At 74.5% G+C, this 25,213-nt stretch carries 22 protein-coding genes; 15 read left to right on the top strand and 7 right to left on the bottom strand.

The window, feature by feature from the left end:
- Nucleotides 1-157: 157 nt before the first annotated feature.
- Nucleotides 158-2,014 carry an endonuclease/exonuclease/phosphatase family protein gene (locus tag AH6_RS00370; protein WP_067471484.1) on the bottom strand — a complete coding sequence of 619 codons (1,857 nt, stop codon included), beginning with the start codon at nucleotides 2,012-2,014 and terminating at the stop codon, nucleotides 158-160.
- Nucleotides 2,015-2,217: 203 nt separating this feature from the next.
- Here AH6_RS00370 and AH6_RS00365 point away from each other — a divergent pair, with 203 nt between their 5' ends.
- The 5 genes from AH6_RS00365 (at nucleotide 2,218) to AH6_RS00345 (ending at nucleotide 7,664) form a co-directional block, all read left to right on the top strand.
- Nucleotides 2,218-3,717, top strand: a complete 1,500-nt coding sequence (locus AH6_RS00365) for a M1 family metallopeptidase (RefSeq protein ID WP_067471481.1) — start codon at nucleotides 2,218-2,220, stop codon at nucleotides 3,715-3,717.
- Nucleotides 3,718-3,816: 99 nt separating this feature from the next.
- Nucleotides 3,817-4,557 carry a DUF7873 family protein gene (locus tag AH6_RS00360; protein ID WP_067471478.1) on the top strand — a complete coding sequence of 247 codons (741 nt, stop codon included), beginning with the start codon at nucleotides 3,817-3,819 and terminating at the stop codon, nucleotides 4,555-4,557.
- A 503-nt stretch (nucleotides 4,558-5,060) separates the two neighbouring features.
- Nucleotides 5,061-5,849 carry an ABC transporter permease gene (locus tag AH6_RS00355; protein ID WP_067471475.1) on the top strand — a complete coding sequence of 263 codons (789 nt, stop codon included), beginning with the start codon at nucleotides 5,061-5,063 and terminating at the stop codon, nucleotides 5,847-5,849.
- On the top strand, nucleotides 5,842-6,654 hold the full coding sequence (locus tag AH6_RS00350) for an ABC transporter permease (protein WP_067471471.1): 813 nt from the start codon (nucleotides 5,842-5,844) through the stop codon (nucleotides 6,652-6,654). Before AH6_RS00355 ends, AH6_RS00350 begins: the two co-directional genes overlap by 8 nt.
- A gap of 5 nt (nucleotides 6,655-6,659) precedes the next feature.
- Nucleotides 6,660-7,664 (top strand): ABC transporter ATP-binding protein, encoded by a 1,005-nt coding sequence (locus AH6_RS00345; protein WP_067471467.1) that lies wholly within the window; start codon nucleotides 6,660-6,662, stop codon nucleotides 7,662-7,664.
- A 136-nt stretch (nucleotides 7,665-7,800) separates the two neighbouring features.
- On the opposite strand, the gene AH6_RS00340 is transcribed toward AH6_RS00345, so the two are convergent.
- Nucleotides 7,801-8,277 carry a hypothetical protein gene (locus tag AH6_RS00340; RefSeq protein WP_245679099.1) on the bottom strand — a complete coding sequence of 159 codons (477 nt, stop codon included), beginning with the start codon at nucleotides 8,275-8,277 and terminating at the stop codon, nucleotides 7,801-7,803.
- Between the two features lie 267 nt (nucleotides 8,278-8,544).
- Here AH6_RS00340 and AH6_RS00335 point away from each other — a divergent pair, with 267 nt between their 5' ends.
- From AH6_RS00335 to AH6_RS00305, 7 genes are all read left to right on the top strand, one after another.
- The gene (locus AH6_RS00335) at nucleotides 8,545-10,596 is read left to right on the top strand and encodes a DUF6077 domain-containing protein (protein WP_067471465.1); all 2,052 of its coding nucleotides are present in this window, start codon (nucleotides 8,545-8,547) and stop codon (nucleotides 10,594-10,596) included.
- Nucleotides 10,597-10,699: 103 nt separating this feature from the next.
- Nucleotides 10,700-11,392, top strand: a complete 693-nt coding sequence (locus AH6_RS00330) for a hypothetical protein (protein ID WP_218005665.1) — start codon at nucleotides 10,700-10,702, stop codon at nucleotides 11,390-11,392.
- A 2-nt stretch (nucleotides 11,393-11,394) separates the two neighbouring features.
- Nucleotides 11,395-12,051: a hypothetical protein gene (locus AH6_RS00325; RefSeq protein ID WP_067471463.1), complete on the top strand. Its 657-nt coding sequence runs from the start codon at nucleotides 11,395-11,397 to the stop codon at nucleotides 12,049-12,051.
- 187 nt (nucleotides 12,052-12,238) lie between these two features.
- Nucleotides 12,239-13,660, top strand: coding sequence for an aldehyde dehydrogenase family protein (locus tag AH6_RS00320; protein WP_245679098.1), 1,422 nt, complete (start codon nucleotides 12,239-12,241; stop codon nucleotides 13,658-13,660).
- A 173-nt stretch (nucleotides 13,661-13,833) separates the two neighbouring features.
- The gene (locus AH6_RS00315; protein ID WP_067471460.1) at nucleotides 13,834-14,583 is read left to right on the top strand and encodes a hypothetical protein; all 750 of its coding nucleotides are present in this window, start codon (nucleotides 13,834-13,836) and stop codon (nucleotides 14,581-14,583) included.
- A 39-nt stretch (nucleotides 14,584-14,622) separates the two neighbouring features.
- Nucleotides 14,623-15,468: a helix-turn-helix domain-containing protein gene (locus AH6_RS00310; RefSeq protein WP_067471457.1), complete on the top strand. Its 846-nt coding sequence runs from the start codon at nucleotides 14,623-14,625 to the stop codon at nucleotides 15,466-15,468.
- A 150-nt stretch (nucleotides 15,469-15,618) separates the two neighbouring features.
- On the top strand, nucleotides 15,619-15,984 hold the full coding sequence (locus AH6_RS00305) for a YkvA family protein (RefSeq protein WP_067471453.1): 366 nt from the start codon (nucleotides 15,619-15,621) through the stop codon (nucleotides 15,982-15,984).
- Here AH6_RS00305 and AH6_RS00300 read toward each other — a convergent pair.
- From AH6_RS00300 to AH6_RS00290, 3 genes are read right to left on the bottom strand one after another with little or no spacing between them, the layout of a single operon-like run.
- Nucleotides 15,971-16,861 (bottom strand): cytochrome c biogenesis CcdA family protein, encoded by an 891-nt coding sequence (locus tag AH6_RS00300; protein WP_067471450.1) that lies wholly within the window; start codon nucleotides 16,859-16,861, stop codon nucleotides 15,971-15,973. The genes AH6_RS00305 and AH6_RS00300 overlap by 14 nt on opposite strands.
- The gene (locus AH6_RS00295; RefSeq protein WP_067471447.1) at nucleotides 16,858-17,727 is read right to left on the bottom strand and encodes an LLM class flavin-dependent oxidoreductase; all 870 of its coding nucleotides are present in this window, start codon (nucleotides 17,725-17,727) and stop codon (nucleotides 16,858-16,860) included. The genes AH6_RS00300 and AH6_RS00295 overlap by 4 nt, the downstream gene beginning before the upstream one ends.
- Before the next feature lie 25 nt (nucleotides 17,728-17,752).
- Nucleotides 17,753-18,880, bottom strand: coding sequence for a helix-turn-helix domain-containing protein (locus AH6_RS00290; RefSeq protein ID WP_067471444.1), 1,128 nt, complete (start codon nucleotides 18,878-18,880; stop codon nucleotides 17,753-17,755).
- Between the two features lie 151 nt (nucleotides 18,881-19,031).
- Here AH6_RS00290 and AH6_RS00285 point away from each other — a divergent pair, with 151 nt between their 5' ends.
- The 3 genes from AH6_RS00285 to AH6_RS00275 all read left to right on the top strand — a co-directional run bounded on the left by AH6_RS00285 (nucleotide 19,032) and on the right by AH6_RS00275 (nucleotide 21,989).
- Nucleotides 19,032-19,826, top strand: a complete 795-nt coding sequence (locus AH6_RS00285; protein ID WP_218005664.1) for a class II aldolase/adducin family protein — start codon at nucleotides 19,032-19,034, stop codon at nucleotides 19,824-19,826.
- Nucleotides 19,827-19,908: 82 nt separating this feature from the next.
- The gene (locus AH6_RS00280; RefSeq protein ID WP_067471441.1) at nucleotides 19,909-20,808 is read left to right on the top strand and encodes a bile acid:sodium symporter family protein; all 900 of its coding nucleotides are present in this window, start codon (nucleotides 19,909-19,911) and stop codon (nucleotides 20,806-20,808) included.
- Between the two features lie 254 nt (nucleotides 20,809-21,062).
- Complete coding sequence (locus AH6_RS00275; RefSeq protein WP_067471439.1) at nucleotides 21,063-21,989, top strand: hypothetical protein; 927 nt, start codon at nucleotides 21,063-21,065, stop codon at nucleotides 21,987-21,989.
- 90 nt (nucleotides 21,990-22,079) lie between these two features.
- On the opposite strand, the gene AH6_RS00270 is transcribed toward AH6_RS00275, so the two are convergent.
- Together AH6_RS00270 and AH6_RS00265 are read right to left on the bottom strand one after the other, a co-directional pair.
- Nucleotides 22,080-23,543, bottom strand: a complete 1,464-nt coding sequence (locus AH6_RS00270; RefSeq protein WP_067471436.1) for an ATP-binding protein — start codon at nucleotides 23,541-23,543, stop codon at nucleotides 22,080-22,082.
- Nucleotides 23,540-25,180: an NAD(P)/FAD-dependent oxidoreductase gene (locus AH6_RS00265; RefSeq protein WP_245679097.1), complete on the bottom strand. Its 1,641-nt coding sequence runs from the start codon at nucleotides 25,178-25,180 to the stop codon at nucleotides 23,540-23,542. The genes AH6_RS00270 and AH6_RS00265 overlap by 4 nt, the downstream gene beginning before the upstream one ends.
- Between the last annotated feature and the right edge of the window lie 33 nt (nucleotides 25,181-25,213).

Here is a 25,213-nt window from a genome sequence, read left to right as displayed (position 1 = left end):
TCACTCGCGTGACGGCTGAGGCCGTCGAACGGCTTGACCCTTCCCCCTGGTCCTCCCCTAATCCACAGGTGCATCGAGGATTGCCGGCTTCGGCCGGTGCGAGAAGGCCCGTCGCGTCCTACACCCGCGACGGGCCTTCTGGCGTCCCCGGCCCAGGTCAGCCGCGCGGGGTCAGTGTCACCGCCACCGGGCGGTGGTCGGAGGCGTTGGTGGCGGGCGAGACCGCGTCCCGGGCGGTCAGGCCGGAGGTGACCAGCACGTGGTCGAGCTGCTGGTCCGGAGTGTCGGCCGGGAAGGTCCGCAGCGGGCGGACGGCGGCGAGCGCGTCGCTCAGGCCCGCGCCCAGCAGCGTGTGCCAGGGTCGTTCGCCCGGCTGGAGGTTCAGGTCGCCCGCCAGCACGACCTCCCGCCGGTCGGCGGCGGCCGCGCGGGCGAGCCCGGCGAGCTGCTCAGCCTGGCCGAGGTCGCTCCAGTCGGTCGGCGGCTGGGTGTGGGTCGCCAGCACCGCGATGTCGCGGTCCTGCCAGCGCACGTCCACGCGCAGCGCCTGCGCGCCGGTCGGGCCGCCGCGCACCAGCGGGGCGTTGGAGACGCGGGTGACGGGCAGGTCGGTCAGCACCGCGTCGCCCCACACCTCGTCGCCCGCCGGGGCCCAGACGGCGCGCAAGCCGAGCCGTTCGGCCAGCAGCCGCAGGTTGTCGCGGCCGCCGTTCAGCATCCAGGCCCGGTCCACCTCGCCCAGCACCACGATGTGGGGCCGCAGGGCGCGCAGCGCCGCCGCCTGGCGTTCGACGGTCATCGTGCCGTCCATGCCGTAGCCCATGCGCAGGTTGTAGGCCGCGATCCGCAGGCCGTCGGGCGCGGGCGTCCAGGCGGGTGCGGACGGACGCCACAGCGGGGCGGCCAGCACCGCCGCCACCGATATCGCGATCGCGGCCGGGATCCACGGGCCGAAGCCCGGCTCGCGCTCGGTGCGGACCGTCCGCGCCAGGCTCGGCGCGGCCACGAGCAGCGCCGCGAGCACCGGCACCCAACGGTTGGGGACGCCCAGGTCGTAGGCCGAGTAGTAGGCGAACACCAGCAGGACGAACAGCAACATCCCGCCCGCCATCGCCAGCCCGCGCCGCGCCGGGCGGTCCGCTCCCGGCCGCGCCGCCGCCCAGCCCAGGCAGCCCGCCAGGGCGAACTGGCCGAGCACCTGCGCGCCGACCGTCCAGGAGGCCGCGACGCCGTGCACGCCGTCCACCGTCGCGCGGCCGACGGCGAATCCCAAGGCCGAGACCACCAGCAGCACCGCCGGGACGGCGGGATGCCGCGTCCAGAAGCGCGGTTGTGCCGCGACCGCCACCGACGCCGCGGCGCAACCCGTGATCAGCGCCGCCGCTGCCCAGCCCGGCCAGCCCGCGCTGGCCTGGGCGTGCGCGCTGTTGCCGGTGTACAGGCCCCACAGCAGCAACGCGGGTCCGGCCGCGAGCCACATGCGGGCCGCGCCGGGGCCGTCGTCGGACCGCCGCCAGAGAGCGAGGCCGAACAGCGCCAGGTAGACGATCAGGACGAGCCACGGCAGCGGCCCGCCGCGCCACACCACGTCGATCCCCTCCAGCGCCGCATGCAGCGCCGTCGCCAGCGCCAGGCCCCCCACCAGGCCCGTCATCGCCGGTCCGGCGGCCCCGGCCTGCGCGGTCGCGGTGAGCCAGACCAGCCCGGCCAGCAGCCCGAGGCTCGCGGCGTACAGCTGCGGACCGTCGCCGTCGGTGAACTGGAGCGCGGCCCGCGCGACGATCAGCGCCGCCCCCGCCCCGAGCGCCAGCCGCCGCGCCGGCACGAGCCGGGCGAGCGGGACGGTCAGGAACGCGGCGACGAACCACGACAGCGCGTACGCGCCCATGACCTCGGCCGGGGTCTCCCCCGCGCTGCCGACCAGCGTGATCAGCGAGGGCAGGAAGACGCCCAGCACGTCGGCCAGCACCAGCGTGCCCAGCAGCACGTCCCAGCGGATGCGTGCGGTGCCCATGAGACCTCCTCCACAAGAATGTGAAGGATTCTCACGTGTGTGGCCCCCGTCACGCAAGACCCCCGACGCGCGAGCGCGGTAGGAGGGTGACAGGAGGTGGCCCCGGCGACGCTCCTGTCCACATCCGGCGCGGCTATCGACTTTTCACTACAAGAGCGGCAATGTGGGCACGTTTTCGATCACTCGACGGAGAGGATCTCGCGATGGGCCACCGCCAATCCCGATCCCGCCCCCGGCTCACCGGCCGCGCCCTACCCGTGGCGCTGGCCGCCGTGTGCGCGGTCGCCCTGGCCCCCGCCGCCACCGCGGCCGAGCGGGGCCGCTACGCGCCCGGCGCCCCCGGCGTCGGCGACAGCTACTTCCCGAACCTCGGCAACGGCGGCTACGACGCGCTGCACTACTCGCTCGACCTCGCCTACGACCCCGACTACGACCAGCTCGACGGCACGGTGACGCTGACCGCCCGCGCCACCCAGGACCTGTCGTCGTTCAACCTCGACCTCAGCGGCATGGACGTCGAGCGCGTCAAGGTCGACCGCGCCAAGGCCGACTTCAAGCGGCGCGGCACCGAGCTCGTCATCACCCCGCGCAAGGGCCTGCGCAAGGGCCGCACCTTCAAGACCACGATCACCTACGGCGGCGTGCCGCAGACCATCGTGGGCTCCCCGATCGTGTTCGGCTCCCCCTACGGCTTCCTGCACACCCCCGACGGCGCGTTCGTCGGCGGCGAGCCCAACGGCGCCTCGACGTGGTTCCCCTCCAACGACCACCCGTCGGACAAGGCCACCTACGACTACACGATCAAGGTCCCGGCGGGCCTGGAGGCGATCGCCAACGGCCGGCTGAAGAGCCGCTCGGCGCAGAACGCCTCCTTCAGCCGCCGCCGCGCGGCCACCAAGGCCAACGTGTTCAGGTGGGTCGAGGACAGCCCCATGGCGACCTACCTGACCACCATCGACATCGGCAAGTGGAAGATCAAGACGGGCCGCACGCCGCTCGGCACGCCCAACTACACCGCGGTCGACCCGGCGCTCATCGCCGCCCAGCCCGACGCGGTGGACTTCTTCTTCAACACCACCAGCGAGGCCACCGACCTCTGGTCCAGGACGTGGGGCCCCTACCCGTTCAACACCACCGGCGCGATCGCCGACGACGCCCGCTACAACGGCGAGCCGCTCGGCTTCTCCCTGGAGACCCAGGGCAAGCCGGTCTACTCGGCCGTCCGCAACACCGGCACCATCGCGCACGAGCTGGCGCACCAGTGGTTCGGCGACAGCGTCTCCCCGGCCCGCTGGAAGGACATCTGGCTGAACGAGAGCTTCGCCACCTGGTCGCAGCAGTGGTGGGCCGAGCGGCACGGCGGCGTCAAGGTCTACGACGCCGCCCGCACCACCTACAACTCGCGGCCGTTCCCCGACCCGGCCGGGCGGCCGTTCTGGTCGGTGCAGATCGCCGACCCGCAGCGCGACACCATGTTCAACCAGCGCGTCTACAGCGGCGGCGCGATGGTGCTCCAGTTCCTGCGCGAGAAGATCGGCGACGAGCGGTTCTTCACGCTGCTGCGCACCTGGGCCACCAGGTACCGGCACTCCAACGCCACCACCGAGCAGTTCACCGCGCTCGCCGAGAAGGTCGCGGGCCAGGACCTGGACGCCTTCTTCCAGACCTGGATCTACTCCACCGGCAAGCCCCCGCTGCCGTAACGGCGCATACAGCGGCATAACGGCGTAAACGAGATGCGCGGACGCGCCCCTTCCCACTACCTTGGCGATCACCAGGAACGAGGAGGGGGCGCGCCGCGCATGGCCAGGCTCAACCAGATCATCGCCGTCGAGAAGGGCGTGAAGTCCCGCACGCAGCGGGAGCTCACCGACGCCTACCAGGGCCTGCAGAAGCCCGCGCTGCTGTCGGGCCTGTCGCGCGCCTACCGGCCGCGCGACGAGGAGGGCGAGTCGTTGCCGCCCGAGTCCACCAAGGTCCAGCTCAAGGCCGAGGACGTGCTGCGCGAGGTCGCCGCGTCCCTGACCCGGCTGTTCGACGTGGTCGCCACCAAGGACTGGGCCAACCGCGCCGCGACCGCCGACGTCGTCGTGGACGGCCGCACGCTGCTGTCCGGCGTGCCGGTGACCTACCTGCTGTTCCTGGAGAAGCAGCTCACCGACCTGCGCACGCTGGTGGACAAGCTGCCGGTGCTGGACGCCGGGGAGTCCTGGAGCTACGACGAGAGCCAGGACGTGTGGCGCACCGACCCGGTGGAGACCGCCCGCACCAAGAAGGTCCCGCGCAGCCACGTGCTGTACGAGGCGACCAAGGAGCACCCCGCCCAGGTGGAGATGTACACCGAGGACGTCATCGTGGGAACCTGGACGAAGGTGTCCTTCTCCGGGGCGATGCCCGCGCGGCGCGTCAACGAGCTGCGCGACCGGGTGGAGCGCCTCCAGGCGGCGGTCAAGTTCGCCCGCGAGGAGGCCAACGCCGCGGAGGTGGACGACGTCAAGGCGGGTGACGCGGTGTTCGCGTACCTGTTCGGGCGGGACAACTGAATCAACGGACTCCCCCGCTGGAGCGCGGGGGGTGCGTCCCGGAGACGGGACGTGAAGCTGAGGATGAAGCTCAGTCTGAACAGTCGGCGACAGTTGGGGGTTCGAATCCCTCACCGGGCACTCGGGCCCGGGTGGCCCAATCGGTGCGGCCCCGTTCACGGGGCGGCCCTACGGTAGAGGCAGCCGCGTCAAGCTCAGGCTCTCGCTCCAGAATCAGCATTCTCCGCTCATCGCCGGATCGAGCGGGGACGGACGGCATCCGCCGCACGCGGGTTCGAATCCCGTCGGGACCTCTCCGTGGTCCCGTGGCTCAGTGGCTGAGCACGGCGAACTAAGGACTGATCCGTTCCCTTAAACGCCGCCGGCGTGCGCATGCGAGCGGAAACTCAGGGCCCCGGGGCATGGGCATTCTCCGGGGCCCGCCGCTTTTCCCGGCCCCGCCGGAACGCGCCGCGTGGAAAACCCATGGACCGGGCCGGGGCCGTTGCCTATGCTCTCGGCAAGTGGGCGTTCTTCCTTGGGTGGCGTGGTACGCGTTCCGCCGGCACACCGCCTACCCCGTCAGCGCCCTGGCCGAGGCCCTGTCCAACGTGGCGTTCGGCTTCATCCGCGCCTACATCCTCATCGCGCTGTGGCGCGTCCGGCCGTCGCTGGGCGGCTACGACGTCACCGACGCGGTCACCTTCTGCTTCCTCACCCAGGCGCTGATCGGCCCGGTGCAGATCTTCGGCGGGATGGAGCTGTCGGAGCGCATCCGGTCCGGGGCGGTGGCGGTGGACCTGCACCGGCCCGTCGACCTCCAGGGCTGGTGGCTGGCCGACGACCTGGCGCGGGCCGCCGCGACATTGCTGCTGCGCGCCGGGCCGCCGCTGCTGGCCGGGGCGCTGCTGTTCCCGCTGCGGACGCCGGGGCCGGGCCTGCTGGCGGCGTTCCTGCTCTCGACGCTGCTGGCGGTGCTGGTGGGGTTCGGGCTGCGCTACCTGGGGGCGCTGGCGGTGTTCTGGGTGCACGACGACCGGGGGCTGAACGCGGTGCAGCTGGTGTTGTCGATGTTCTTCTCCGGCATGATCGTGCCGCTGGTGATCTTCCCGGGGGCGCTGGGCGAGGTCGCCCGCGCGCTGCCGTGGGCGGCGCTGGTCCAGGTCCCGGCCGACGTGTTCCTCGGCAAGCGCACCGGCGCGGACCTCGCCGCCGCGCTGGGGTTCCAGGCGGCGTGGGCGGCGGCGCTGCTGCTGGCCGGGCGGGCGCTGACGGCCGCCGCCCGGCGGAAGCTGGTGATCCACGGTGGCTGAGCCAGGCGCGGTGCTGCGGACGTACCTCCTGCTGGTCTGGACCTGGACGCGGGCGGCCGCGCAGTACCCGGTGTCGCTGGTGCTGCTCGGGCTGGCCACGGCGGTGGTCGGCGCGCTGGACCTGGCCGGGATCGCGTTGTTGTACGCGAACGCGCCGCGCATCGCGGGCTTCACCGTCGCCGAGGTCGTGTTCCTCTACGGAACAGCCACGACGTCGTTCGGGTTGGCCGACTTGGCCCTCGGCACCACCGAGCGCTTGGGCCGGCACATCCGCGAAGGTTCCCTGGACGCGATGCTGGTGCGGCCGGTCAGCCCGCTGGTGCAGATCGCGACCGAGGACTTCTCGCCGCGCCGGCTGGGCAAGCTGGTCCCGGCGCTGGGCGCGCTGGCGCTGTCGCTGCCCGCGCTGGAGGTCTCCTGGACGCCGGGCCGGGTCGCGATGGTCCCCGCGATGATCGTGACGGGCGCGGTGCTGTTCGGTGGGTTGTGGGTGCTGACGGCGGCGGTGCAGTTCGTGCTGATCGACGTGCACGCGGCCACCAAGTCGGTCACCTACGGCGGGGCGTTCCTCACCCAGTACCCGATGACGGTGTTCGCCCGGGACTTCGTGCGCGGCGTCACCTTCGTCATCCCGCTGGCGTTCGTGAACTGGCAACCCACCCTGTACGTGCTGGACCGCCCCGACCCGCTCGGCCTGCCGGCGGCGCTGCGGTTCGCCGCGCCGGTGGCGGCCGCGGCGGTGTGCGCGGCGGCGGCGCTGGCGTGGCGGACGGGCCTGCGGCACTACCGGTCGACGGGGAGTTGAGGACGATGATCGAGGTCGAGGACGCCGTCAAGACCTTCACGGTGCGGCGGCGGACCGGGCGGTTGCGGCGCGAGCGCACCGAGCGGCGCGCGGTGGACGGGGTGAGCTTCACGGTGGCGCCGGGCGAGTTCGTCGGCTACCTCGGGCCCAACGGCGCGGGCAAGAGCACCACCATCAAGATGCTGACCGGCATCCTGACGCCGACCTCGGGCCGGGTGCGGGTGGCCGGGCTGGAACCCGCCCGGCACCGCACCGCGCTCGCCCGGAGGATCGGCGTGGTGTTCGGCCAGCGGACCACGCTCTGGTGGGACCTGCCGCTGCGCGACAGCCTCACGCTGATCCGGCACCTGTACCGCGTGGAGGCGGGCGCGCACCGGACGCGGCTGGCGGAGCTGACCGCGTTGCTGGAGCTGGGGCCGTTCCTGGACACGCCGGTGCGGCAGCTCAGCCTGGGCCAGCGGATGCGCGGCGACCTCGCCGCCGCGCTGCTGCACGACCCCGAGCTGCTGGTGCTGGACGAGCCGACGATCGGGCTGGACGTGGTCAGCAAGGCCACCGTGCGGGGCTTCCTGGAGCGGCTGAACGCCGAGCGCGGCACCACGGTCCTGCTCACCACGCACGACCTCGGCGACATCGAGCGGTTGTGCGACCGGGTGCTGATCATCGACCACGGGCGGCTGGCCTACGACGGCGGGCTGGCGCGGCTGCGCGCCACCGTGGACGCCGACCGCGTGCTGGTGGTGGACCTGGCCCGGCCGGGCCCGCCGGTGACGCCGCCCGCGTCGGTGCCCGGCGTGGTGGTGGAGCGGGTGGCCGGGCCGCGCCAGTGGTTGCGGCTGCCGCGCTCGGCGAACGCGGCGGCGGTGGTGGCGGCGATCGCCGAGCACCACGAGGTGGTGGACATCAGCCTGGGCGAGGCCGACATCGAGGAGGTGCTGGCCGGGCTGTACCGGGGCGACCGGCCCTACGAGCCCGCCGCCGGACGCCCGGCGGGCGGCCCCGCGACCTGACCGGTGGACCGGCCCGCGAGTTCATCTGCGGACCCGCCGGCGAGCTGACCGGCGTACCGGCCGGGCGGCCGGGCAGTCAGCCAGATGGCCGGGCGGTCGACCCGGTGGCCGTCCGACCAGCCAGCCGGCCGGGCGGTCAGCGGCCGGTCACCGGGGAGTACTCGGGGAAGGCCGGTTCCTCGTCGTGGTCCCGGGGCCGTCCCCAGCGGCGCGGCGCCCAGGTCGGCGTCAGCAGCGCGAAGCCCATCAGCGCGTACACGCCCGAGCCCAGCAACATCCGCAGCCCGAAGTCCAGGTCCCCGGCGGGCGGGACGCGGCCCGGCAGGTCCAGGACGCGGCCCGGGTCGGCGAGGAACCCCGCCGACAGGCCGAGCAGCGCCAGCGCGGGCACCAGCGACACCAGCGGCGAGGCCCACCGCGCCACGATGACCACGCCCATCACCAGCCCGGCCGCCGCCAGCAGCGCGAACGCCCCGTAGACGCGGGTGCGGTCGGTGATCAGCTGGCCGGTCCCGTCGAAGGACTGGCCCGCCTGGACGTACCCCCAGGCGGCGCCGTACAGCAGCGCCGGGGTGAGCAGGACGCCCAGCAGCAGGCCGAAGGCGTGGCGCATCGGCGCACCTCCATGGTCGGGGCGGGACCGGTGGCGATCCCCGTCCGGCGATCTCCGTCCATCACAACACGCGGGCCCCGCACCCGGCGGCACATCACTCCGATTAGCCGTTTATCGGGCGGATATCGGCGCTACAGTGAGCCACTTTCCCAGCTCATGAATGTTCAGCGTCTGTGAACCCGGCGTTCAGGTGGAACGTCCCACAAGGAAGATCACCTAATCGGCGGCGCCGCACCCGGCCGCCGCTCCGAGGGGAAGAGCACCAGCATGATCCACGTGGACGACCGCACCGCCGGCCCCGTCCCCGCCCCGGGCGGCGGCCGCCGGCCCGCGAACGACCTCCTCACCCGCGCCCTGGACGGGGTGGGCGACGGGGTCGTGCTCGCCTTCGCCCTCTGGACGCTGGTGTACCACCTCGGCCTGCTCCTGGAGCCGCCGACGTGGGCCCTGCTGGCCGGCTGGGCGGTCGCCGCCGCCGCGCTCACCGGCCTGTACCTGTACCTGCGCCCCGAGGACGCGCCCCGGCCGCGCGAGTGGCCGGGACGCGTGGCGGGCGTGCCGCGCGCCGTGCCCGTCACGGCGGTCGTCGCGGGCATCGGCGCGGGCGTCTGCGCCGGGCTGACCCAGGACGGCGCGCCGTGGGCCCTGGCCTGCGTCCTCGGCGTGGTCAGCGTGGCCGCCACCGCCTACGCGGTGTTCCGCGGCCGGATCGGCCGCACCGACGCCGAGGAGCTGGCGGCGGCCGAGCGCGAGGAGGCCGCCACCGCGCGCTGGGGTTCGCCCGTCGCGCTGGTCACCGGGTTGGGCTTCGCGGTCGCCTCGCTGTTCTTCGTGAACACCGACGGCGACGACACCTTCTTCGTCTCCCGCTCGGTCGCCACCGCCGCCACCGGGCGGATCCCGGCCGGCGACGTCATCTTCTCCCGGCAGACGACGGGGCCGATCGCGGGCGAGCCGCCGGTCTCCTCGGTCGAGGTGCTGGTCGGCGCGGTCGCCCGCGTCCTGGGCCTGCACGCCTCGTCCCTGCTCTGGTACGCGATGCTGCCCGGCGTGGTGTTCCTGGCGGTCTGGTCGCTGTGGCGGCTCGCGCGGACCTGGTCGGCGCGGCGCGCGCCGCTGTGCTTCGCGCTCGGCGCGGTCTACCTGCTGTGGTCGGGCCCCGGCGCCGCCTCGCTGGGCTCGTTCCACCTGCTGCGCATGTGGCAGGGCAAGGCGATGATGCTCTCGGTGCTGATCCCGCTGCTGTACGTCTACCTGACCCGCTGGACCGAGGGGTCGTCCCGGACCCGGCTGCTGATGCTCGCGGCCACCGGCGTCACTGCGGTCGGCCTGACCTCCTCGGCGGCGTTCGTCATCCCGCTGGCGGTGGCGGCGGCCGTCGGCCCGCTGCTGCTCACCCGCCGCCTCGGCGCGGCGGCCGGCGCGTGCGCGGCGCTGGCCTACCCGGTGTTGTCGGGTGCGACGGTGGTGCTGCTGCACGACAACATCAGCGTGCTGGGCGACTTCCACGACGCCCGTGCCACCTACGGGTGGATCATGCTGAGCGGCATGCTGGGCGTGCTGGCCGGGGCCGCGCTGTGGGCGGGCCCGTGGACGGCCCGGCCGGGCGTCCCGGCGCTGCTGGTGGCGGGGATCGGCGCGGTCACGACCGTGCTGCTGGTCCCGGGCGTGCTGGAGGTCCTGCGGGACGTCACCGGCGCCGGGCAGGTGTTGTGGCGCACCCTGTGGATCGTCCCGATCCCGGTGCTGATCGGGCTGGCGGCGACGCTGCCCGCGCCCGCCGGGCGGGGCCGGGCCGTCCGGGTCGCGGTCGCGGCGGTCCCGGCGATCGTGGTCGCGGCCTGCCTGGTGCTGGGCGGCACGCCGCTGTGGTCGTGGCGGACCGGCACGGTGGTGGAGGCCCGCCCGACCTACAAGCTGGCCAAGGTCGAGAAGGTCACCACCGCCGAGGTGCTGCGCACTGTGGAGCGCAGGGGCGTGCACGAGGGCGTGCTGGTGATGCCGCAGCCGTTCATGCGGGTGACGCCGATGTTGACGACCGACATTCAGGCGGCCAACCCCAACACGCACTACCTGAAGATGTTGCCCGCGCCGCGCGCGTTCATCGACGACCGGCTGATGCTCACCGAGGCGGTGCGCTCGCCCGGCAGCCGCAAGCCGGATCCGGCCACGATGCGGCAGGCGCTGGCCCGGACCGGGGTCGTCGCCGCCTGCGTCACCCCGCGTGACCGGCGCGGACTGCGGGTTCTCCAGCGGGCCGGGTACGGCGACCGCACTAGGATCAAGGCGCTGACCTGCGTCTTCCCGCAGGGGAGCTGACCGGGCGGCCACATCCGGGCCCGCCCGCGGGCGCATGGTCCGTTTTGATGCCGATTGTGAGGGCATCGGCGAGGCATTCGTTCCGACCCATGTTGGAGGCAGGATGTCTACCGCCGTCATGGTCGTCGTCGTCATCGTCGTCATCGTCGCCGTGGCGGGCGCGGGCTACCTGGTGTGGACCCGGGCCCGCTCGCGGCGGCTGCGGCAACGTTTCGGCTCCGAGTACGACCGCGCCCTGGAGCGCCACGGCAACCGTGGCGCCGCCGAGAAGGAGCTGATGTCGCGCGAGCAGCGGCACCAGGAGCTGGAGCTGCGCGAGCTGGAGCCCGCCCAGCGCGAGCAGTACCGCGAGCAGTGGACCCACGTCCAGGAGCAGTTCGTGGACGCGCCCGAGAGCGCGGTCGAGCAGGCCGACCGGCTGGTCACGGTCGTGATGGGCGACCGCGGCTACCCGACCGGCGGCTTCGACGAGAAGGTCACCCACCTGTCGGTGGAGCACGGCCGCACCCTGGACCACTACCGGCGCGGCCACGAGATCAGCGCCCGCGCGGCCGGCAAGGAGGCCACGACCGAGGACCTGCGCCAGGCGATGGTGCACTACCGGGCGCTGTTCGAGGACCTGCTGCGGGTGCCCGCCGACGAGCGGAGCGCCGCCCCCGCCCCGGCCGGGACCGAGCACGGGCCCACCGAGCACCGGCCCACCGAGCACGAGCGCGCCGAGCACGGGCGCACCGGCCGCGAGAGCACCGCGCCGACCGGTGACCGCCACGACGACGAGCAGACCCCGAGGAGCTGACCGTGCGCAACCACGACAAGGACCGACCCGCAGGCGACCCGGCCGCCCGACCGGCCGCGACCGGCGACACCCACGTCGCGGGCTCCGCCCCCGCCGGGCACCTCGGCGGCCCGCCCCCGCCCGGGGGCACGCCGAGCGGCGTCCCCGCCGGCGGACCCGCCGGGACCCCTGCCGGAGCGCTCGGCGCGGCGCCCGAGAGCACCCGCCCCGAGGGCACCCGTCCGGAGGGCGGCCGCGACGAGGTCGCCACCAGCTTCCCCGAACCCCGGCCCGGCGCGCACGAGCGCGGCGCGGAGCAGGCGGAGGGACAGCGCGCCGGGCAGCACGCCGGGCAGCACGCCGGGCAGCGCGGCGGCGTGCCCGACAACGGCGGCGAGCTGCGGCTGGAGCGCCTGCTGGAGGCGTCCGACGCCGCCCGCTTCCGGGAGCGCTGGCACGAGGTGCAGTCGGGGTTCGTGGACGACCCGCACGACGCCGTCCAGCGCGCCGACGAGCTGTCGGCCGAGGTCGTCAACGCCCTCGGCCAGGCCCTGGCCAACCACAAGCGCTCCCTCGACGAGCACTGGCGCACCGAGAAGGACGAGCGCCCCGACACCGAGCGGCTCCGCCTCGCGCTGCGCGGCTACCGCCACTTCCTGGACCGGATCCTGGAGTCCTGACCCCGGCCCGTCCCCGATCCCGCAAGGCACCGCCCGCCGGACACCCTCTCTCCGGCGGGCGGACCCATGTCGGCGCCGTGTCTCCCACCGTGTCCGGCGGGCGGCGGCTCCGCAGGGCTGGTCCGGTCCCGCCTCCGGGTGAATACTGAACGTCGTTCGGTATTCGCCTCGACGAGGAGGACCCACGGTGCCCGAGTACACGCTGCCCGACCTCACGATGACCATCGACGGCCGGCCGGTGGCCGCGCCCGGCACGTTCGGCGTGGTCAACCCCGCGACCGGCGAGGTGGCCGGGCAGGCGCCCGACGCCTCGCGCGAGCAGCTCGACCAGGCGATGGCCGCCGCGCTGGCGGCCTACCCCGCCTGGCGCGCCGACGAGGGCGCGCGCCGCAAGGCGCTGCACGCGGCCGCCGACCTGATGTTCGCCCGCTCGGAGGAGATCGGCCGGGTCCTCACGCTGGAGCAGGGCAAGCCGCTGCCCGAGGCGACGATGGAGGTCGTCGGCGCCGGCGTCTGGATCAAGTACTTCGCCGACCTGGAGCTGCCGCGCGAGGTCATCCAGGACGACGAGCGGGCCTTCGTGGAGGTGGTGCGGCGGCCGATGGGCGTGGTCGCGGCCATCACGCCGTGGAACTACCCGCTGCTGCTGGCGATCTGGAAGCTGGCCCCGGCGCTGCTGGCGGGCAACACGATGGTGCTGAAGCCGTCCCCCTACACGCCGCTGTCCAGCCTGCTGCTGGGCGAGGCGCTGCGCGAGGTGCTGCCGCCCGGGGTGTTCAACGTCGTCACCGGCGGCGACGAGCTGGGCGCGTGGATGACCTCCCACCCGGTCCCCCGCAAGATCAGCTTCACCGGCAGCGTCGCCACCGGCAAGCGCGTGGCCGCCTCCGCCGCCCCCGACCTCAAGCGCGTCACGCTGGAGCTGGGCGGCAACGACCCGGCGATCCTGCTGGACGACGCCGACCCCGCCGCGGTCGCGGGCAAGCTGTTCGGCGCGGCGTTCCAGAACAACGGCCAGGTCTGCTCGGCGATCAAGCGGGTGTACGTGCCCGAGGCGCTGTACGGCGACGTCGTGGAGGCGCTGGCCGAGCACGCCCGCGCGGCCCGGGTCGGCGACGGCTTCACCGAGGGCGTGCAGTACGGCCCGGTCAACAACCGGCCGCAGTTCGAGCGGGTCGGCGAGCTGGTCGCCGAGGCCGTCGCGGGCGGGGCCCGCGCGGCGGCGGGCGGCAAGGCGGTGGACGGCCCCGGCTACTTCTTCGAGCCCACGATCCTCGCCGACGTCGCCGACGGCGCCCGCATCGTGGACGAGGAGCAGTTCGGCCCGGCGCTGCCGGTCATCGCCTACCGCGACCTGGACGAGGCCCTCGCCCGCGCCAACGGCACGCACTTCGGCCTGTCGGGCTCGGTGTGGAGCGGCGACCCCGAGCGCGCCGCCGAGGTCGCCGCCCGGCTCGACTGCGGCACCGCCTGGGCCAACACCCACCTGGCGCTCGCGCCGCACCAGCCGTTCGGCGGCTTCAAGTGGAGCGGCGTCGGCGTCGAGAACGGGCCGTGGGGCCTGTACGGCTTCACCGAACTCCAGGTGCTGCACCGCGCCAAGGGCTGACGCCGCCGCCTCCGGCCGGGCCCCTACCCGGCCCGGCCGGAGGCGCGCGTGCCGGACGGCCACGACTTCGAGGCCGGAAGGTGACCCGGTCGCCACTGGCGGTCGCGCCCCGGAATGGGACACTCTCTGCGCGGGGGCCTGAGCCGACGCATCGCCGACCGTGGAGGGGCCGGATGCACACGTGGGACGTCATGCGCCAGGACGACAACGGCAACGCCTACCACATGACCACCCACGACTCGCGGGTCTCCGCGCTGGCCCAGGTGCTGGTGATGGAGAGCGGCGTCGCGCACAAGCAGATGTACTGGGTGGCCGGTCCGCCGGGCCCGGTGGTGCGCACCAACCGCGACCTGTACCTGCACTTCCTGCACCTCGGCCAGCAGGCGCGGTCGGCCTCGTGGTCGTTGTCGGCGTTCCTGCGCGCGTTGTGGAAGGTGAGCGCGCCGCTGAGCGCGCGCGACGATCTCGAACCCGACGAGGTCGCGGCGATGTTCGCCGCCGCCGCGACCGTCCCGCCCGCCGAGTACGACCCCGGCTGGAGCGTGCGCGACCTGACGCTGCCCGGCGACGAGCCCGTGGGGCACGCCGACTGGGAGCGGGTGCTGCTGTCCCAGATCGCCGACCTGGAGGACTTCCTGTACGCCCCGCCCGGCCCGCGGGCCCGGTTCGGGGTGCAGGCCCCGCGCCCGCCCGGCGGCGGCCCGCGCGCCACCCCGCCGACCTGGTACAACTTCGATCCGGCCACCTACCTGGAGTGCGCGGTCGCGGGCAGCCTGGGCGGCTGGGACGCCGCCGACGGCGCGCGGGTGCCGCTGCCGGGCGGGCCCGGCGAGCCGCCGGTCCGCTCCTACGTCCGCGAGATCACCACGATGTCCTGGGCCGACCTCGCGCGCATCGCGGTGTGCGGCCAGATGTACGAGTAGCGGCCCGGTCCTGTCGTACCCGGCTGCGACACTGCCCGTATGGACGGCCGGAGCGTCGCGTCCGAGGACCGGTGGGGTTGGCGGCTGGCGACCGCCCCGCCGCATCCGGCGCTGCGCCCCTTCCTGCGCTCCTACGACGGCTACTGGGAGCACGGGGCGACCCCGTCCCGGGTGCGCACGCTGCCGTCGCGCACCGCCGTCCTGATCATCAATCTGGGCCCGCCGATGTACCTGGAGGTCCCCGGCGAGCGGTCGCGCGGCGTCCGCCACGGCTCGTTCGCGACCGGCCTGCACAGCGGCCCCGGCCTGTACGCGCACCCGGGCGGGCAGCGCGGCGTGCAGCTCAACCTGACGCCGTTCGGCGTCCTCACCCTGCTCGGCGTGCCGCCGGGCGAGCTGGCCGACTCCGCCGCCTGCCTGACCGACCTGCTCGGCTCGCCCGCCGCCGCCCTGGTGGCGCGGCTCGGCGAGACGCCCGGCTGGGCGGCGCGCTTCGCGCTGCTCGACCGCTTCCTGCTGGACCGGCTGGAGCGCGGCCCCGTCCCCGACCCGGAGGTGGCGCGGGCGTGGGAGCTGCTGGCCCGCAGCGGCGGCCGCGTGCCGGTGGCGGACCTGGCCGCCGAGGTGGGCTGGAGCCGCCGCCATCTGGCCTGCCGGTTCCGCGCGCAGGTGGGGCTGACGCCCAAGGTGACGGCGCGGGTGTTGCGGTTCGAGCGCGCGGCCGGCCTGCTGGCCGGTGAGCCGCCGGGCTGGGCGGAGCTGGCGCTGTCCTGCGGCTACTGCGACCAGGCCCACCTCAACCGGGAGTTCCGCGCCCTGGCGGGCTGCACGCCGACCGGGCTGCTGGCCGAGTGGCGGGAAGGGCGGGTGACCATGTCCCAGTGATCCGGCCACGTGATCCGGGCGGCCCGCTGTGAAGCCGCGAGTTCGACGGCCCTGACCTGCGACGACGCGACCCGGGGCCCGTTCCGCGAGTGGAACGCCTCCTCCCGGCAATACCCCGGGGGCAGGCGAGCCGAGCGGTGGGAGACGGGCATGGTGTGGGCCGGACCGGTGGGGATCGGGCTGGGCCTGATCGTCGCGGGGGTGGTGCTGACGTTCGTCGCCGACCTCACCGCCTGGGGCGTGGCCGCGCTGCTGGCCGGGGCGGTGCTGGTGATCGCCGGGATCGTGCGGCTGCGCCGCGCGCGCCGGGTGCCCGGCACGGCGCTGGAGTACCACACCGGCAAGCGCAAGATCGCGGCGATGGTCGCGGCGGTGGTGTACATCGTGTCGCCGATCGACCTGGTGCCCGACTTCCTGCTGCCGCTCGGGATCGTGGACGACGCGACCGCGCTGACCTGGCTGCTGGTCGCCTTCGGCCAGGAGTACGCGCGGCGCTCGCGCCTCACCCGCGGCTGACGTCGCGGTCGCTTCGCAGCGGGCGGCCCGGCTCCCCCACCGGCGCGTCGTCGCGGTCCGGCGAGCGGGACGGACGGTGGCGGATGAGGGCCACTCCGGCCACCACCAGGGCCGCGACCATCAGGAACGCCACGTCCGGCACGGCCGCGCCGATCTCGCGGACCCGCTGTTCGAGGGCGACCTCGCGGTCGGCGTCCAGCGGACCGGGGAGCGCCGCGGTGCCGTCGGTGAGCAGGAACAGCGCGCCGAGGACGAGGAACAGCACGCCCGACAGCAGCGAGGTGGTGTGCAGCCGCAACCGTCCCACCGTCACGACGCGGCCGCGCAGCCAGCGGCGGCGGCCCAGGTCGAAGCGGTCCCACAGCGCGGCCAGCGCGAACAGCGGCAGCGCCATACCCAGCGCGTACATCGCCATCAGCAGTCCGCCGTAGACCGGGCCGCCGCCGACCGCCGCGACGGTGAGGATCGAGCCCAGGATCGGCCCGGCGCAGAACCCGGCCAGGCCGTAGACGGTGCCCAGCAGGTACGCCGAGGTCAGCGAGACCGGCCGCAACCGCCCGGCGGCGGCCCGCGCCCGGCGTGGCGCGAAGCCCAGGCCGACGATCTGCGCGACGCCCAGCACGATCACCAGCGTCCCGCCCGCCGTGACCAGCGCCTCGCGGTGGCCGCTCAGCAGCCGTCCCGCCGCGCCGCTCGCCGCGCCCAGCGGCACCAGCGTGGTCGCGAGGCCCGCCGCGAACACGCCCGTGCGGGCCAGCAGCCGGGCGGGGTCGGCGACCGAGTAGGCCAGGAACGCCGGGAGCAGCAGCGCGCTGCACGGGCTGACCAGCGCCAGCGTCCCGCCCAGGAACGCCGCCAGGTACCCGACGCCGCTCACCGCGCGGCCGGGGCGATCGCCTCGAAGACCTTCATGTCGGCGTCCCAGTCGGTGCCGGGGCGCGGCCAGTGCACCGCGATGTCGGTGATGCCGAGTTCGGCGTAGCGCCCGGCGAGGTCGGCGAACGCCCCGGGCGACTCCAGCCACGGTTCGCCGGTGAAGCCGGTCAGCAGCAGCCGCCGCAACTCCCCCGGGTCGCGGCCCTCGGCGGCGCACGCTTCTTCCAGCGATCCGATCTGGCGGCGCACCACCTCCTGCGGGTCGTCCGCCTGCGGGCCGTTGCCGGTGGTGACCCAGCCCGCGCCCTGCCGGGCCGCCAGCCGCAACCCGCGCGGCCCGTTCGCCGCGATCATGAACGGGACGCGCGGCCGCTGCACGCAGCCCGGGTCGGTGCGCATCTCGCGGGCCCCGTAGTAGGTGCCCTCGTAGCTGGTCTCGCCGCCGCGCAGCAGCCGGTCGAGCAGGTCCACCCACTCCTCGAACCGGGCGGCGCGCTCGGCGGGGCTCCACTCCGGGCCGCCCAGGCGGCCTCCGTCGGAGGTCACGGACTTGCCGCCGGACCCGATGCCGAGGGTCAGGCGACCGCCGCTGATGTCGTCGATGGTCTTGGCGGCGTGCGCGGTGGGGACCGGGTGGCGGAAGTTCGGCGAGGTCACCAGGGTGCCCAGCCGGATGGTGGCGGTGGTCGCGGCCACCGCCGCCAGCGTCGTGTAGGCGTCGTGCCAGGGCGTGTGGCCCCGCCAGGCGGTGTGGTCGTACACCCAGGCGGTGTCGAAACCCAGCTCCTCGGCGCGCCGCCACAGTTCCCTGGTCTCCGGCCAGGACTGCACGGGCCACATCACGGTGCCGATGCGCGGTCCGGTCATCTGCTCTCCCCTCGTCTCTGTTCCGTCATCCCGCCGACCAGTGCCGCAGCGCCCACCACCAGTGCGCGGCGTAGGGGACGGCGGGGCCGCCGCCCGGGTCGGTCAGGGACCGGCCGGTGATCTCCTGGAGCCGCCGCAGCCGGTACTTGACGGTGTTGCCGTGCACGTGCAGGGCGGCGGCGGCGGGCTCGACGCGGCCGCCGTGGTCGAGGTAGGCGAGCGCGGTGTCGGCCAGCTCGCGGTGGAAGGGCTCGGCGGGGTCCAGGCCGGACAGCAGCCCCGCGGCCAGCAGGCGGCCGAGCTCCGGTTCGGCCTCGGTGACGGTGAGCAGCGCGAGGTCGGTCATCCGGCGCAGCCCCGCCAGCCCGGCGGCGGTCCCGGCGGCCAGGACGCGGCGGCCCAGCGCGTAGCGGGCGGCGACCCCGGCGGGCGGCACCGGCGGCGCGGCCACCAGCAGCGGGCCGTCCGGCGGCGGGTCGGGCAGCCGGGTCACCAGCGCCGCGAGCCGCCCGTCGATCAGTCCGCACAGGCCGGGCCCGGCCGCCGTCAGCACGCGCTCCAGGCGGCCCGCCACCGCCGGGTCGCTGACGTCGGAGACCACGCAGTGGTAGGCGGCGGCCGGGTCCAGCGGCGCGGGCACCGGGACCGGCTCGCCGTGCAGCAGCCGCCGCAACATCTGGAGGTCGCCCTCGCGGGTGGTGCGGGCCATCTCCAGCTCGGCGACGCGGTGCGCGTGCACCATGCGCCGCACCAGCACGGTGGTGATCGCGTCGATGCGGGTGACGCCCTCCAGCAGCGCGCCGTCCGGCACCTCCCGGCGGCGGCCCTCGGCGATCAGCGCGTGCACCAGGTGGGTGCGGCCCGCCTGGAAGCCGTCCAGGAAGTCGGCGACCGGCACACCCTGCCGGGCCCGGTCCGAGCCCAGCGACTCGGCCGCCGCCAGCGCGGCCGGGCCGGGCTCGCCGCCGTCGCGCAGCGCGGCCAGCACGCCCAGCACCAGGGCGTGGGTGTGCCGCCGGGTCTCCTCGGCGGGCAGCGCGGCGACCTGGTCGGACTGGGTGCGGGCGGCGTCCACGGTCGCCTCCATCAGCGCCGCGTCCCCGCTCAGCGCGGTGAGCAGCGCGAGGAACGGGTCACCGGCCCGCTGCGCCATGCGCCGTCCCCTTCCCCGTGCCCGACGCCCATCCGGCGGGCGGTTGTCCGCGCCGGACAACCGGTCCGGCGCCGCTTGGATTCTCCCACCCTAGGCGGCCCCGGAGGCGATGGGGTTTGGTGGTGGTGGACAACCATGAGAGGAGACGGCCGTGCCCGACGAAGAGAAGTTCCTGGACGGCCTCGCCAACGACCTGATCTTCCGGCTGCCGCCCTCCTTCGACGACGTCGAGGACGAGCGCCGGCACCGCAAGGAGCGCCTCACCGCGGCGCTGCGGATCTTCGGCAAGTTCGGCTTCGAGGAAGGGGTGGCCGGGCACATCACCGCCCGCGACCCCGAGCGCACCGACCATTTCTGGGTCAACCCCTTCGGCATGTCGTTCAAGCACATCCGGGTGAGCGACCTGATCCTGGTCAACCACGAGGGCAAGGTCGTCGAGGGCCGCTACCCCGTCAACGAGGCGGCCTTCGCGATTCACTCGCAGGTGCACCAGGCCCGGCCCGACGTCGTCGCCGCCGCGCACAGCCACTCCACGCACGGCCGCGCGATCTCCGCGCTCGGCCAAAAGCTGGAGCCGATCACCCAGGACGTGTGCGCCTTCTACCAGGACCACGGCCTGTTCGACGACTACACCGGCGTCGTCACCGACCTGGAGGAGGGCAAGCGCATCGCCGCCGCCCTCGGCGACTCCAAGGCCGTCATCCTGCGCAACCACGGCCTGCTGACCGTCGGCGACACCGTGGACGCGGCCGCCTGGTGGTTCATCACCATGGAGCGCTCGTGCCAGGTGCAGCTGCTGGCCAAGGCCGCCGGGCAGGTGGTGCCGATCGAGCACGACAACGCCGTGCTCACCCACCAGCAGATCGGCAACGACCTGGTCGGCTGGATCAACTACCAGCCGCTGTACGACCAGATCACCCGCGAGCAGCCCGACCTGTTCGATTAGCCGCTCCGAGTAGCCGCCGGAACCGGGGCCGGGCGGCGGCGCGCGCCGCCCGGCCCTTCCCCCTCCCCCCGAATGGAACGGCGTGCAAGAGACGTTCGCGACCACCGTCCTGCTCCCGGCCGCCCTCGCTCTGATCATGTTCGGGCTGGGCCTCACGCTGACCCCGGCCGACTTCGCCCGGATCGCGCGCCGCCCGCGCGCGGTGCTGATCGCCCTGGCCTGCCAGGTGCTGCTGCTGCCGCTGGTGTGCTTCGCGCTGGTGAAGGCGTTCGGGCTGGAGCCGAAGCTGGCGGTGGGGATGATGTTGCTGGCCGCCGCGCCCGGCGGGACGGCCGCCAACCTGTTCAGCCACCTGGCGGGCGGGGACGTGGCCCTCAACATCACGCTGACCGCCGTCAACTCGGTGCTGGCGCTGTTCACGCTGCCGCTGGTGGTGGGCTTCGCGCTGGAGCACTTCATGGCGGGCGGCGAGATCGGCATGCAGACCGGCAAGGTGGTGCAGGTGATCTGCCTGGTGCTGGTGCCCGCCGCGCTCGGCATGGCGGTGCGGCACCGGGCGGCGGGCCTCGCCGCGCGCGCCGACCGGCCCCTCAAGATCATGTCGATCGCGGTGCTGGTGGCGATGACGGTGGGCGTCGCCTACCAGGAGCGCGCCCGGCTGCTGGACAGCCTGGCCGAGGTCGGCCTGATCACCACGCTGTTCTGCGCGCTGAGCCTCGGCACCGGCTACGGCGCGTCGCGGCTGCTGCGGGTGGAGCCCAAGCAGGCGATCGCCTCGGCGATGGAGATCGGCCTGCACAACGTGACGCTCGCCATCACCGTCGCGCTGAGCGTGCTCGGCGACGCGACGATGGCCGTGCCCCCGGCCGTCTACACGCTGCCGATGTACGCGCTCGCGGCACTGACGGCCGTGGCGTTCGTGCGGCGCACCCGCGCCGGGGCCGACGCTCCGAGCGGCGCGCCCGCCGACGCCGCCGTCTGACCCGCCGCTGGACCAGCGTTTCCCACACCGGAAACCCGCCGCGCCCCCAGTCGTTGCGAACTCGCCGGTAATCCCCCTCTCACCTGCGAGAAGGCCGGGATCACGGCTTTGCCCTCCACGAGCCTTTCCCTGTCCCGATCAACGCCCTAGACTCCATGCCGCCGCCACACGACTACTCTGCGTGTCCATCAGTGGCGGAGCGGAGTCGGGCGACCGTCGGACACGGGCGGCCGGAGCGGGGAAGGGAGGGCGCGGTGAACGCGCCGGCGCGGGAGGCGGCCGACCAGCTGGTCCGGCTCACACGGCTCGTGGTGCGGGCCGACGATCCGCCCGAGCCCCCGGTGGAGGTGGCCGCCGGGCAGCGCGACACCCGCATCCTGCGGCACAACCAGGTCGAGCTGACCCCCGTCGAGCGGTACGTGCTGGGCCTGCTCGTGCAGGGCCGGTACACCGACCGGCTCGCCGAGCTGCTGGAGATCCCGCCGCGCGCGGTGACCGACCACCTGCGGCAACTCCTGCGCGACTTCGACGCGCCCGCCCCCGTCGCCCCGCCGCCACCGGCCGCGGCGGAGCCCGGACGCGCCGGGCGGCGCGGCACTTTCACGCTGCTGGTCGCGCCGATCGCGGGCAGCATCCTGATCGGTGGTGCCGCCGCCGCGCTGGCACTCCAGGGCCCACGCGCGGCCCTGGCACCCGACGCCCGGCACGCGCCCGCCACCGACGCGCTGAGCCCGCTGGCGGCGTTCGGCGCCACTCCCCCGCGCGGCCACAACGGCGGCTACTCGCAACTGCGGCTGCCGGTCCGTCCCGAGTCCGGCGGCCGGGGCCTGCCCACCGGGCAGGCGACCGCCACCTCGTTCTGGGACCAGGCCACCGCGCGCGGCGCGCGCATGTCCTACGACACGATCGCCAGCCCGTACTGGCCGCTGGGCACCCGGGTGCGGGTCAGCTACGGCGGCCGGACGGCGACGGGCGTGGTCGAGGACTTCGGGCCCGCCGAGTGGGCCATCGTCCAGCACGAGGTCCCGGCCATCATCGACCTGTCGGAGAAGATGATGGCCGACCTGACCGGGCACCGGGTGCACGCGGTCAAGGTGCGGTTCCAGGTGTTGCGGTGGGGGCGCGGCGACGTCTACCGGGTGTCGGGGCCGGGCTACGGGCTGGCGTTCGGCCGCCGCTGAGCCCCGGCCGGGCCGCCCGGCCCGGACGCCCGGCCCGGACGCCCGGCCAGGACGCCGGGCGCAGGGACGCCCGGCGCAGGGTCGTCGGGCTCAGGACGTCGCGGGCTCCTCCGCCGAGGTCTCCTCCGCCGCGCCGGGCGCCGCCTCGGGCTCGGTGAGGGGCAGCCGCACCTGGAAGGTGGTGTCGCCCGGCCGGGACTTCACCTGGATGTCGCCGCCATGCCGGTCGGCCACGATCCGCCAGGAGATGTCCAGGCCCAGGCCGGTGCCCTCGCCGACCGGCTTGGTGGTGAAGAACGGCGTGAAGATCCGGCTCAGGTTCTCCTCCGGGATGCCGGTGCCGGTGTCGCCGATCTCCACGACGGCGGTGCCGTTCTCGCGGCGGGTGCGCACCGTCAGCGTGCCCTCGCCGCCCATGGCGTACAGCGCGTTGACGATCAGGTTCGTCCACACCTGGTTCAGCTCGGCCGCGTAGACCGGCGCGGGCGGCAGGTCCGGGTCGTAGTCGGTGACCACCCGCACCCCCTCGCCGATCTTGCGCCGCAACATGGTGAGCGTGCTGTCCAGCAGGTCGCGCAGGTCGGCGCGCTGGTAGGGGGCGCGGTCGAGCTGGGAGTACTGGCGGGCGGAGTCCAGCAGGGCGGTGATGCGGCCGACGGCCTCGGTGATCTCGGCCTGGAGTTCGGCGGCCTCCAGCACCTCCGCCAGCCAGCGCAGCGCGGCGGGCAGCCGGTCCCCGGCGACCGCGGCGACCTCCTCGGCCTCGGCGACCCCGACGCCCGCGCCGACCAGCGACGGCGCGAGGTCCCACGCGTCGTCCAGGCCGTGCTCCTCCAGCCAGTCGCCGAGCTCGTCCTCGGCGTCGCTGGTCTCCAGCGGGCTACGGCCGGTGGGCTGCCGCAGGGAGCTGCCCATCCGCTCGCGCAGCGACACCAGCTCGCCGATGCGCTCGCAGTCCACGCCGTCGGAGGCCAGGTCGACCAGCCGCCGCTGGGCGCGCAACATCCGGTCGCCCAGCTCGGCGGTGGCGCGGGAGGCGGCGGCGGCCGGGTTGTTCAGCTCGTGGGTGAGCCCGGCGGTGATGGTGCCGAGCGCGGTCAGCCGCTCGCGCTGGTCGACCACGCGGCGGGCGTTGTTCATGCCGAAGAACACGCCCTCCAGCAGGTGGGTCGCCATCGGGAACCACTTGCGGACCGCCAGGCCGAACTTGCGGGCGGGCAGCTCGAACACCCGGGTGGGCCGCAGCGCGCGCATCGTGTGCTGGTACTTCTGCTCGATGCGGTCGCCGATGTACGCCTGGACGGCGCCGCCGTACACGCCGGGCTGGGCCGACCGGTTCGTCTCGACGAGGTGGCCGCGCATCCGGAGCAGCAGCACGATCTCGCCCTCCAGCAGGACGACGAAGGACTCGGCCGGGTCGCCCTGCTCGCAGATGTCGGCGCCCTCGGCGTACTCGCGCACCGTGCCGTACTCGGTGAGCCACGCGAGCCGGTCCTCCGACAGGTCCTCGAACAGGAACAGCCCGCGCAGCTCGTCGGTCGTGATCCTGCTCATGAGCGCTCCAGGTACCGGTGCACCATGGCGACCGCCATCGCGCCGTCGCCGACCGCCGAGGCCACCCGCTTGATGGAGTCGGCGCGCACGTCGCCCGCCGCGAACACCCCCGGCATGCTGGTCTCCAGGAAGTAGGGGGCGCGCGCGGGGCGGGGGTCGTCGCGGTCGGCCGGGCGCAGGTCGGGGCCGGTGAGCAGGTAGCCGTGCGCGTCGCGCTCGACCGCGCCGTCCAGCCAGTCGGTGCGCGGCTCGGCGCCGATGAACACGAACAGCCAGTGCGCGGGGACCTCGCGCGCGCCGTCCGGGCCGTCCAGGGTGAGCCGCTCCAGGTGGTCGCTGCCGCTGCCGCCGGTGACGACGGTGTGCGGGTGGACCTCGATGTTGGGGATGCCCGCGATCTGGTCGACCAGGTAGGACGACATCGACCGGTGCAGCCCGTCGGAGCGCACCAGGACGTGCACCCGCTCGGCGACCTTCGCCAGGTTCACCGCCGCCTGCCCGGCCGAGTTCGCGCCGCCGACGACGTAGACCTCCTCGCCCGCGCAGGCGGGCGTCTCGGCGGGGGCCGCGCCGTAGTAGACGCCGCAGCCGGAGAAGTCCACCAGGCCCGGGGCCTCCAGCCTGCGGTAGGACACGCCGGTCGCCAGGATCACCGCGTGCGCGCCGATCTCGCTGCCGTCGGCCTGCCGGACGACGCGGGCCCCGCCGCGCTCCTCCAGCCCGACGACCTTGCCGGTGGTGGTCAGCTCGGCGCCGAACTTCTCGGCCTGGCGGCGGGCCCGGTCGGCGAGCTGCGCGCCCGACACCCCGTCGGGGAAGCCGAGGTAGTTCTCGATCCGCGAGCTCTGCCCGGCCTGGCCGCCGGAGGCGTGCCGCTCGATCAGCACGGTGCGCAGCCCCTCCGACGCCCCGTACACCGCCGCGCCGAGCCCGGCGGGCCCGCCGCCGACCACGATGAGGTCGTAGAAGTCGGCGACCGGCGCGGTGGACAGGCCCACCGCCGACGCCAGCTCGGCGTCCGAGGGGGCCGACAACGTCGCGCCGTCGGCGGTGACCACCAGGGGCAGCTCCGCCGTCCCGGCCGCCTTCAGCAGCTCCACGCCCTCGGGCGAGGTGTCCAGCACCCAGGAGTAGGGGACCTGGTTGCGGGCCAGGAAGTCGCGCACCTCGTAGGAGCGCGGCGACCAGCGGTGCCCCACCACGCGCAGCTCCTGGGGCCGCCACCGCTCGGCGCGCTTCCAGCCCTCCAGCTGCTCGTCCAGCACCGGGTAGAGCTTCTCCTCCGGCGGGTTCCACGGCTTGAGCAGGTAGTGGTCGAGGTCGACCACGTTGATGGCGCGGATGGCGGCGTCGGTGTCGGCGTAGGCGGTGAGCAGCACGCGGCGGGCGTTGGGGTACAGGTCCATGGCCTGTTCCAGGAACTCCACGCCGTTCATCTCGGGCATGCGGTGGTCGGCCAGCAGCACCGCCGCGTCGTCGCCGCGCAGCTTCAGCTCGCGCAGCGCCTCCAGCGCCTGCCGCCCGGACTCGGCGCGCACCACCCGGTAGTCCTCGGCGTAGCGGCGGCGCAGGTCGCGCGCCACCGCCCGGGACACGCCCGGATCGTCGTCCACGGTCATGATCACAGGTTTGGCCACCGCTGCTCCGTTCCGCACCCGGCCAGCGTACGT

The organism is Actinomadura hibisca NBRC 15177 (genome assembly GCF_001552635.1).
Classification (GTDB): Bacteria; Actinomycetota; Actinomycetes; order Streptosporangiales; family Streptosporangiaceae; genus Spirillospora; species Spirillospora hibisca.
This window is presented reverse-complemented; position numbering and strand designations above follow the sequence as displayed.

What these genes read in the sequence shown, in the direction of transcription:
- AH6_RS00345 (WP_067471467.1), top strand. Translation starts at nt 6,660, where the DNA reads ATGATCGAGGTCGAGGACGCCGTCAAGACCTTCACGGTGCGGCGGCGG.
- AH6_RS00365 (WP_067471481.1), top strand. Translation starts at nt 2,218, where the DNA reads ATGGGCCACCGCCAATCCCGATCCCGCCCCCGGCTCACCGGCCGCGCC.
- AH6_RS00315 (WP_067471460.1), top strand. Translation starts at nt 13,834, where the DNA reads ATGCACACGTGGGACGTCATGCGCCAGGACGACAACGGCAACGCCTAC.
- AH6_RS00295 (WP_067471447.1), bottom strand. Translation starts at nt 17,727, where the DNA reads ATGACCGGACCGCGCATCGGCACCGTGATGTGGCCCGTGCAGTCCTGG.
- AH6_RS00270 (WP_067471436.1), bottom strand. Translation starts at nt 23,543, where the DNA reads ATGAGCAGGATCACGACCGACGAGCTGCGCGGGCTGTTCCTGTTCGAG.
- AH6_RS00290 (WP_067471444.1), bottom strand. Translation starts at nt 18,880, where the DNA reads ATGGCGCAGCGGGCCGGTGACCCGTTCCTCGCGCTGCTCACCGCGCTG.
- AH6_RS00310 (WP_067471457.1), top strand. Translation starts at nt 14,623, where the DNA reads ATGGACGGCCGGAGCGTCGCGTCCGAGGACCGGTGGGGTTGGCGGCTG.
- AH6_RS00340 (WP_245679099.1), bottom strand. Translation starts at nt 8,277, where the DNA reads ATGCGCCACGCCTTCGGCCTGCTGCTGGGCGTCCTGCTCACCCCGGCG.
- AH6_RS00360 (WP_067471478.1), top strand. Translation starts at nt 3,817, where the DNA reads ATGGCCAGGCTCAACCAGATCATCGCCGTCGAGAAGGGCGTGAAGTCC.
- AH6_RS00330 (WP_218005665.1), top strand. Translation starts at nt 10,700, where the DNA reads ATGTCTACCGCCGTCATGGTCGTCGTCGTCATCGTCGTCATCGTCGCC.
- AH6_RS00305 (WP_067471453.1), top strand. Translation starts at nt 15,619, where the DNA reads ATGGTGTGGGCCGGACCGGTGGGGATCGGGCTGGGCCTGATCGTCGCG.
- AH6_RS00370 (WP_067471484.1), bottom strand. Translation starts at nt 2,014, where the DNA reads ATGGGCACCGCACGCATCCGCTGGGACGTGCTGCTGGGCACGCTGGTG.
- AH6_RS00335 (WP_067471465.1), top strand. Translation starts at nt 8,545, where the DNA reads ATGATCCACGTGGACGACCGCACCGCCGGCCCCGTCCCCGCCCCGGGC.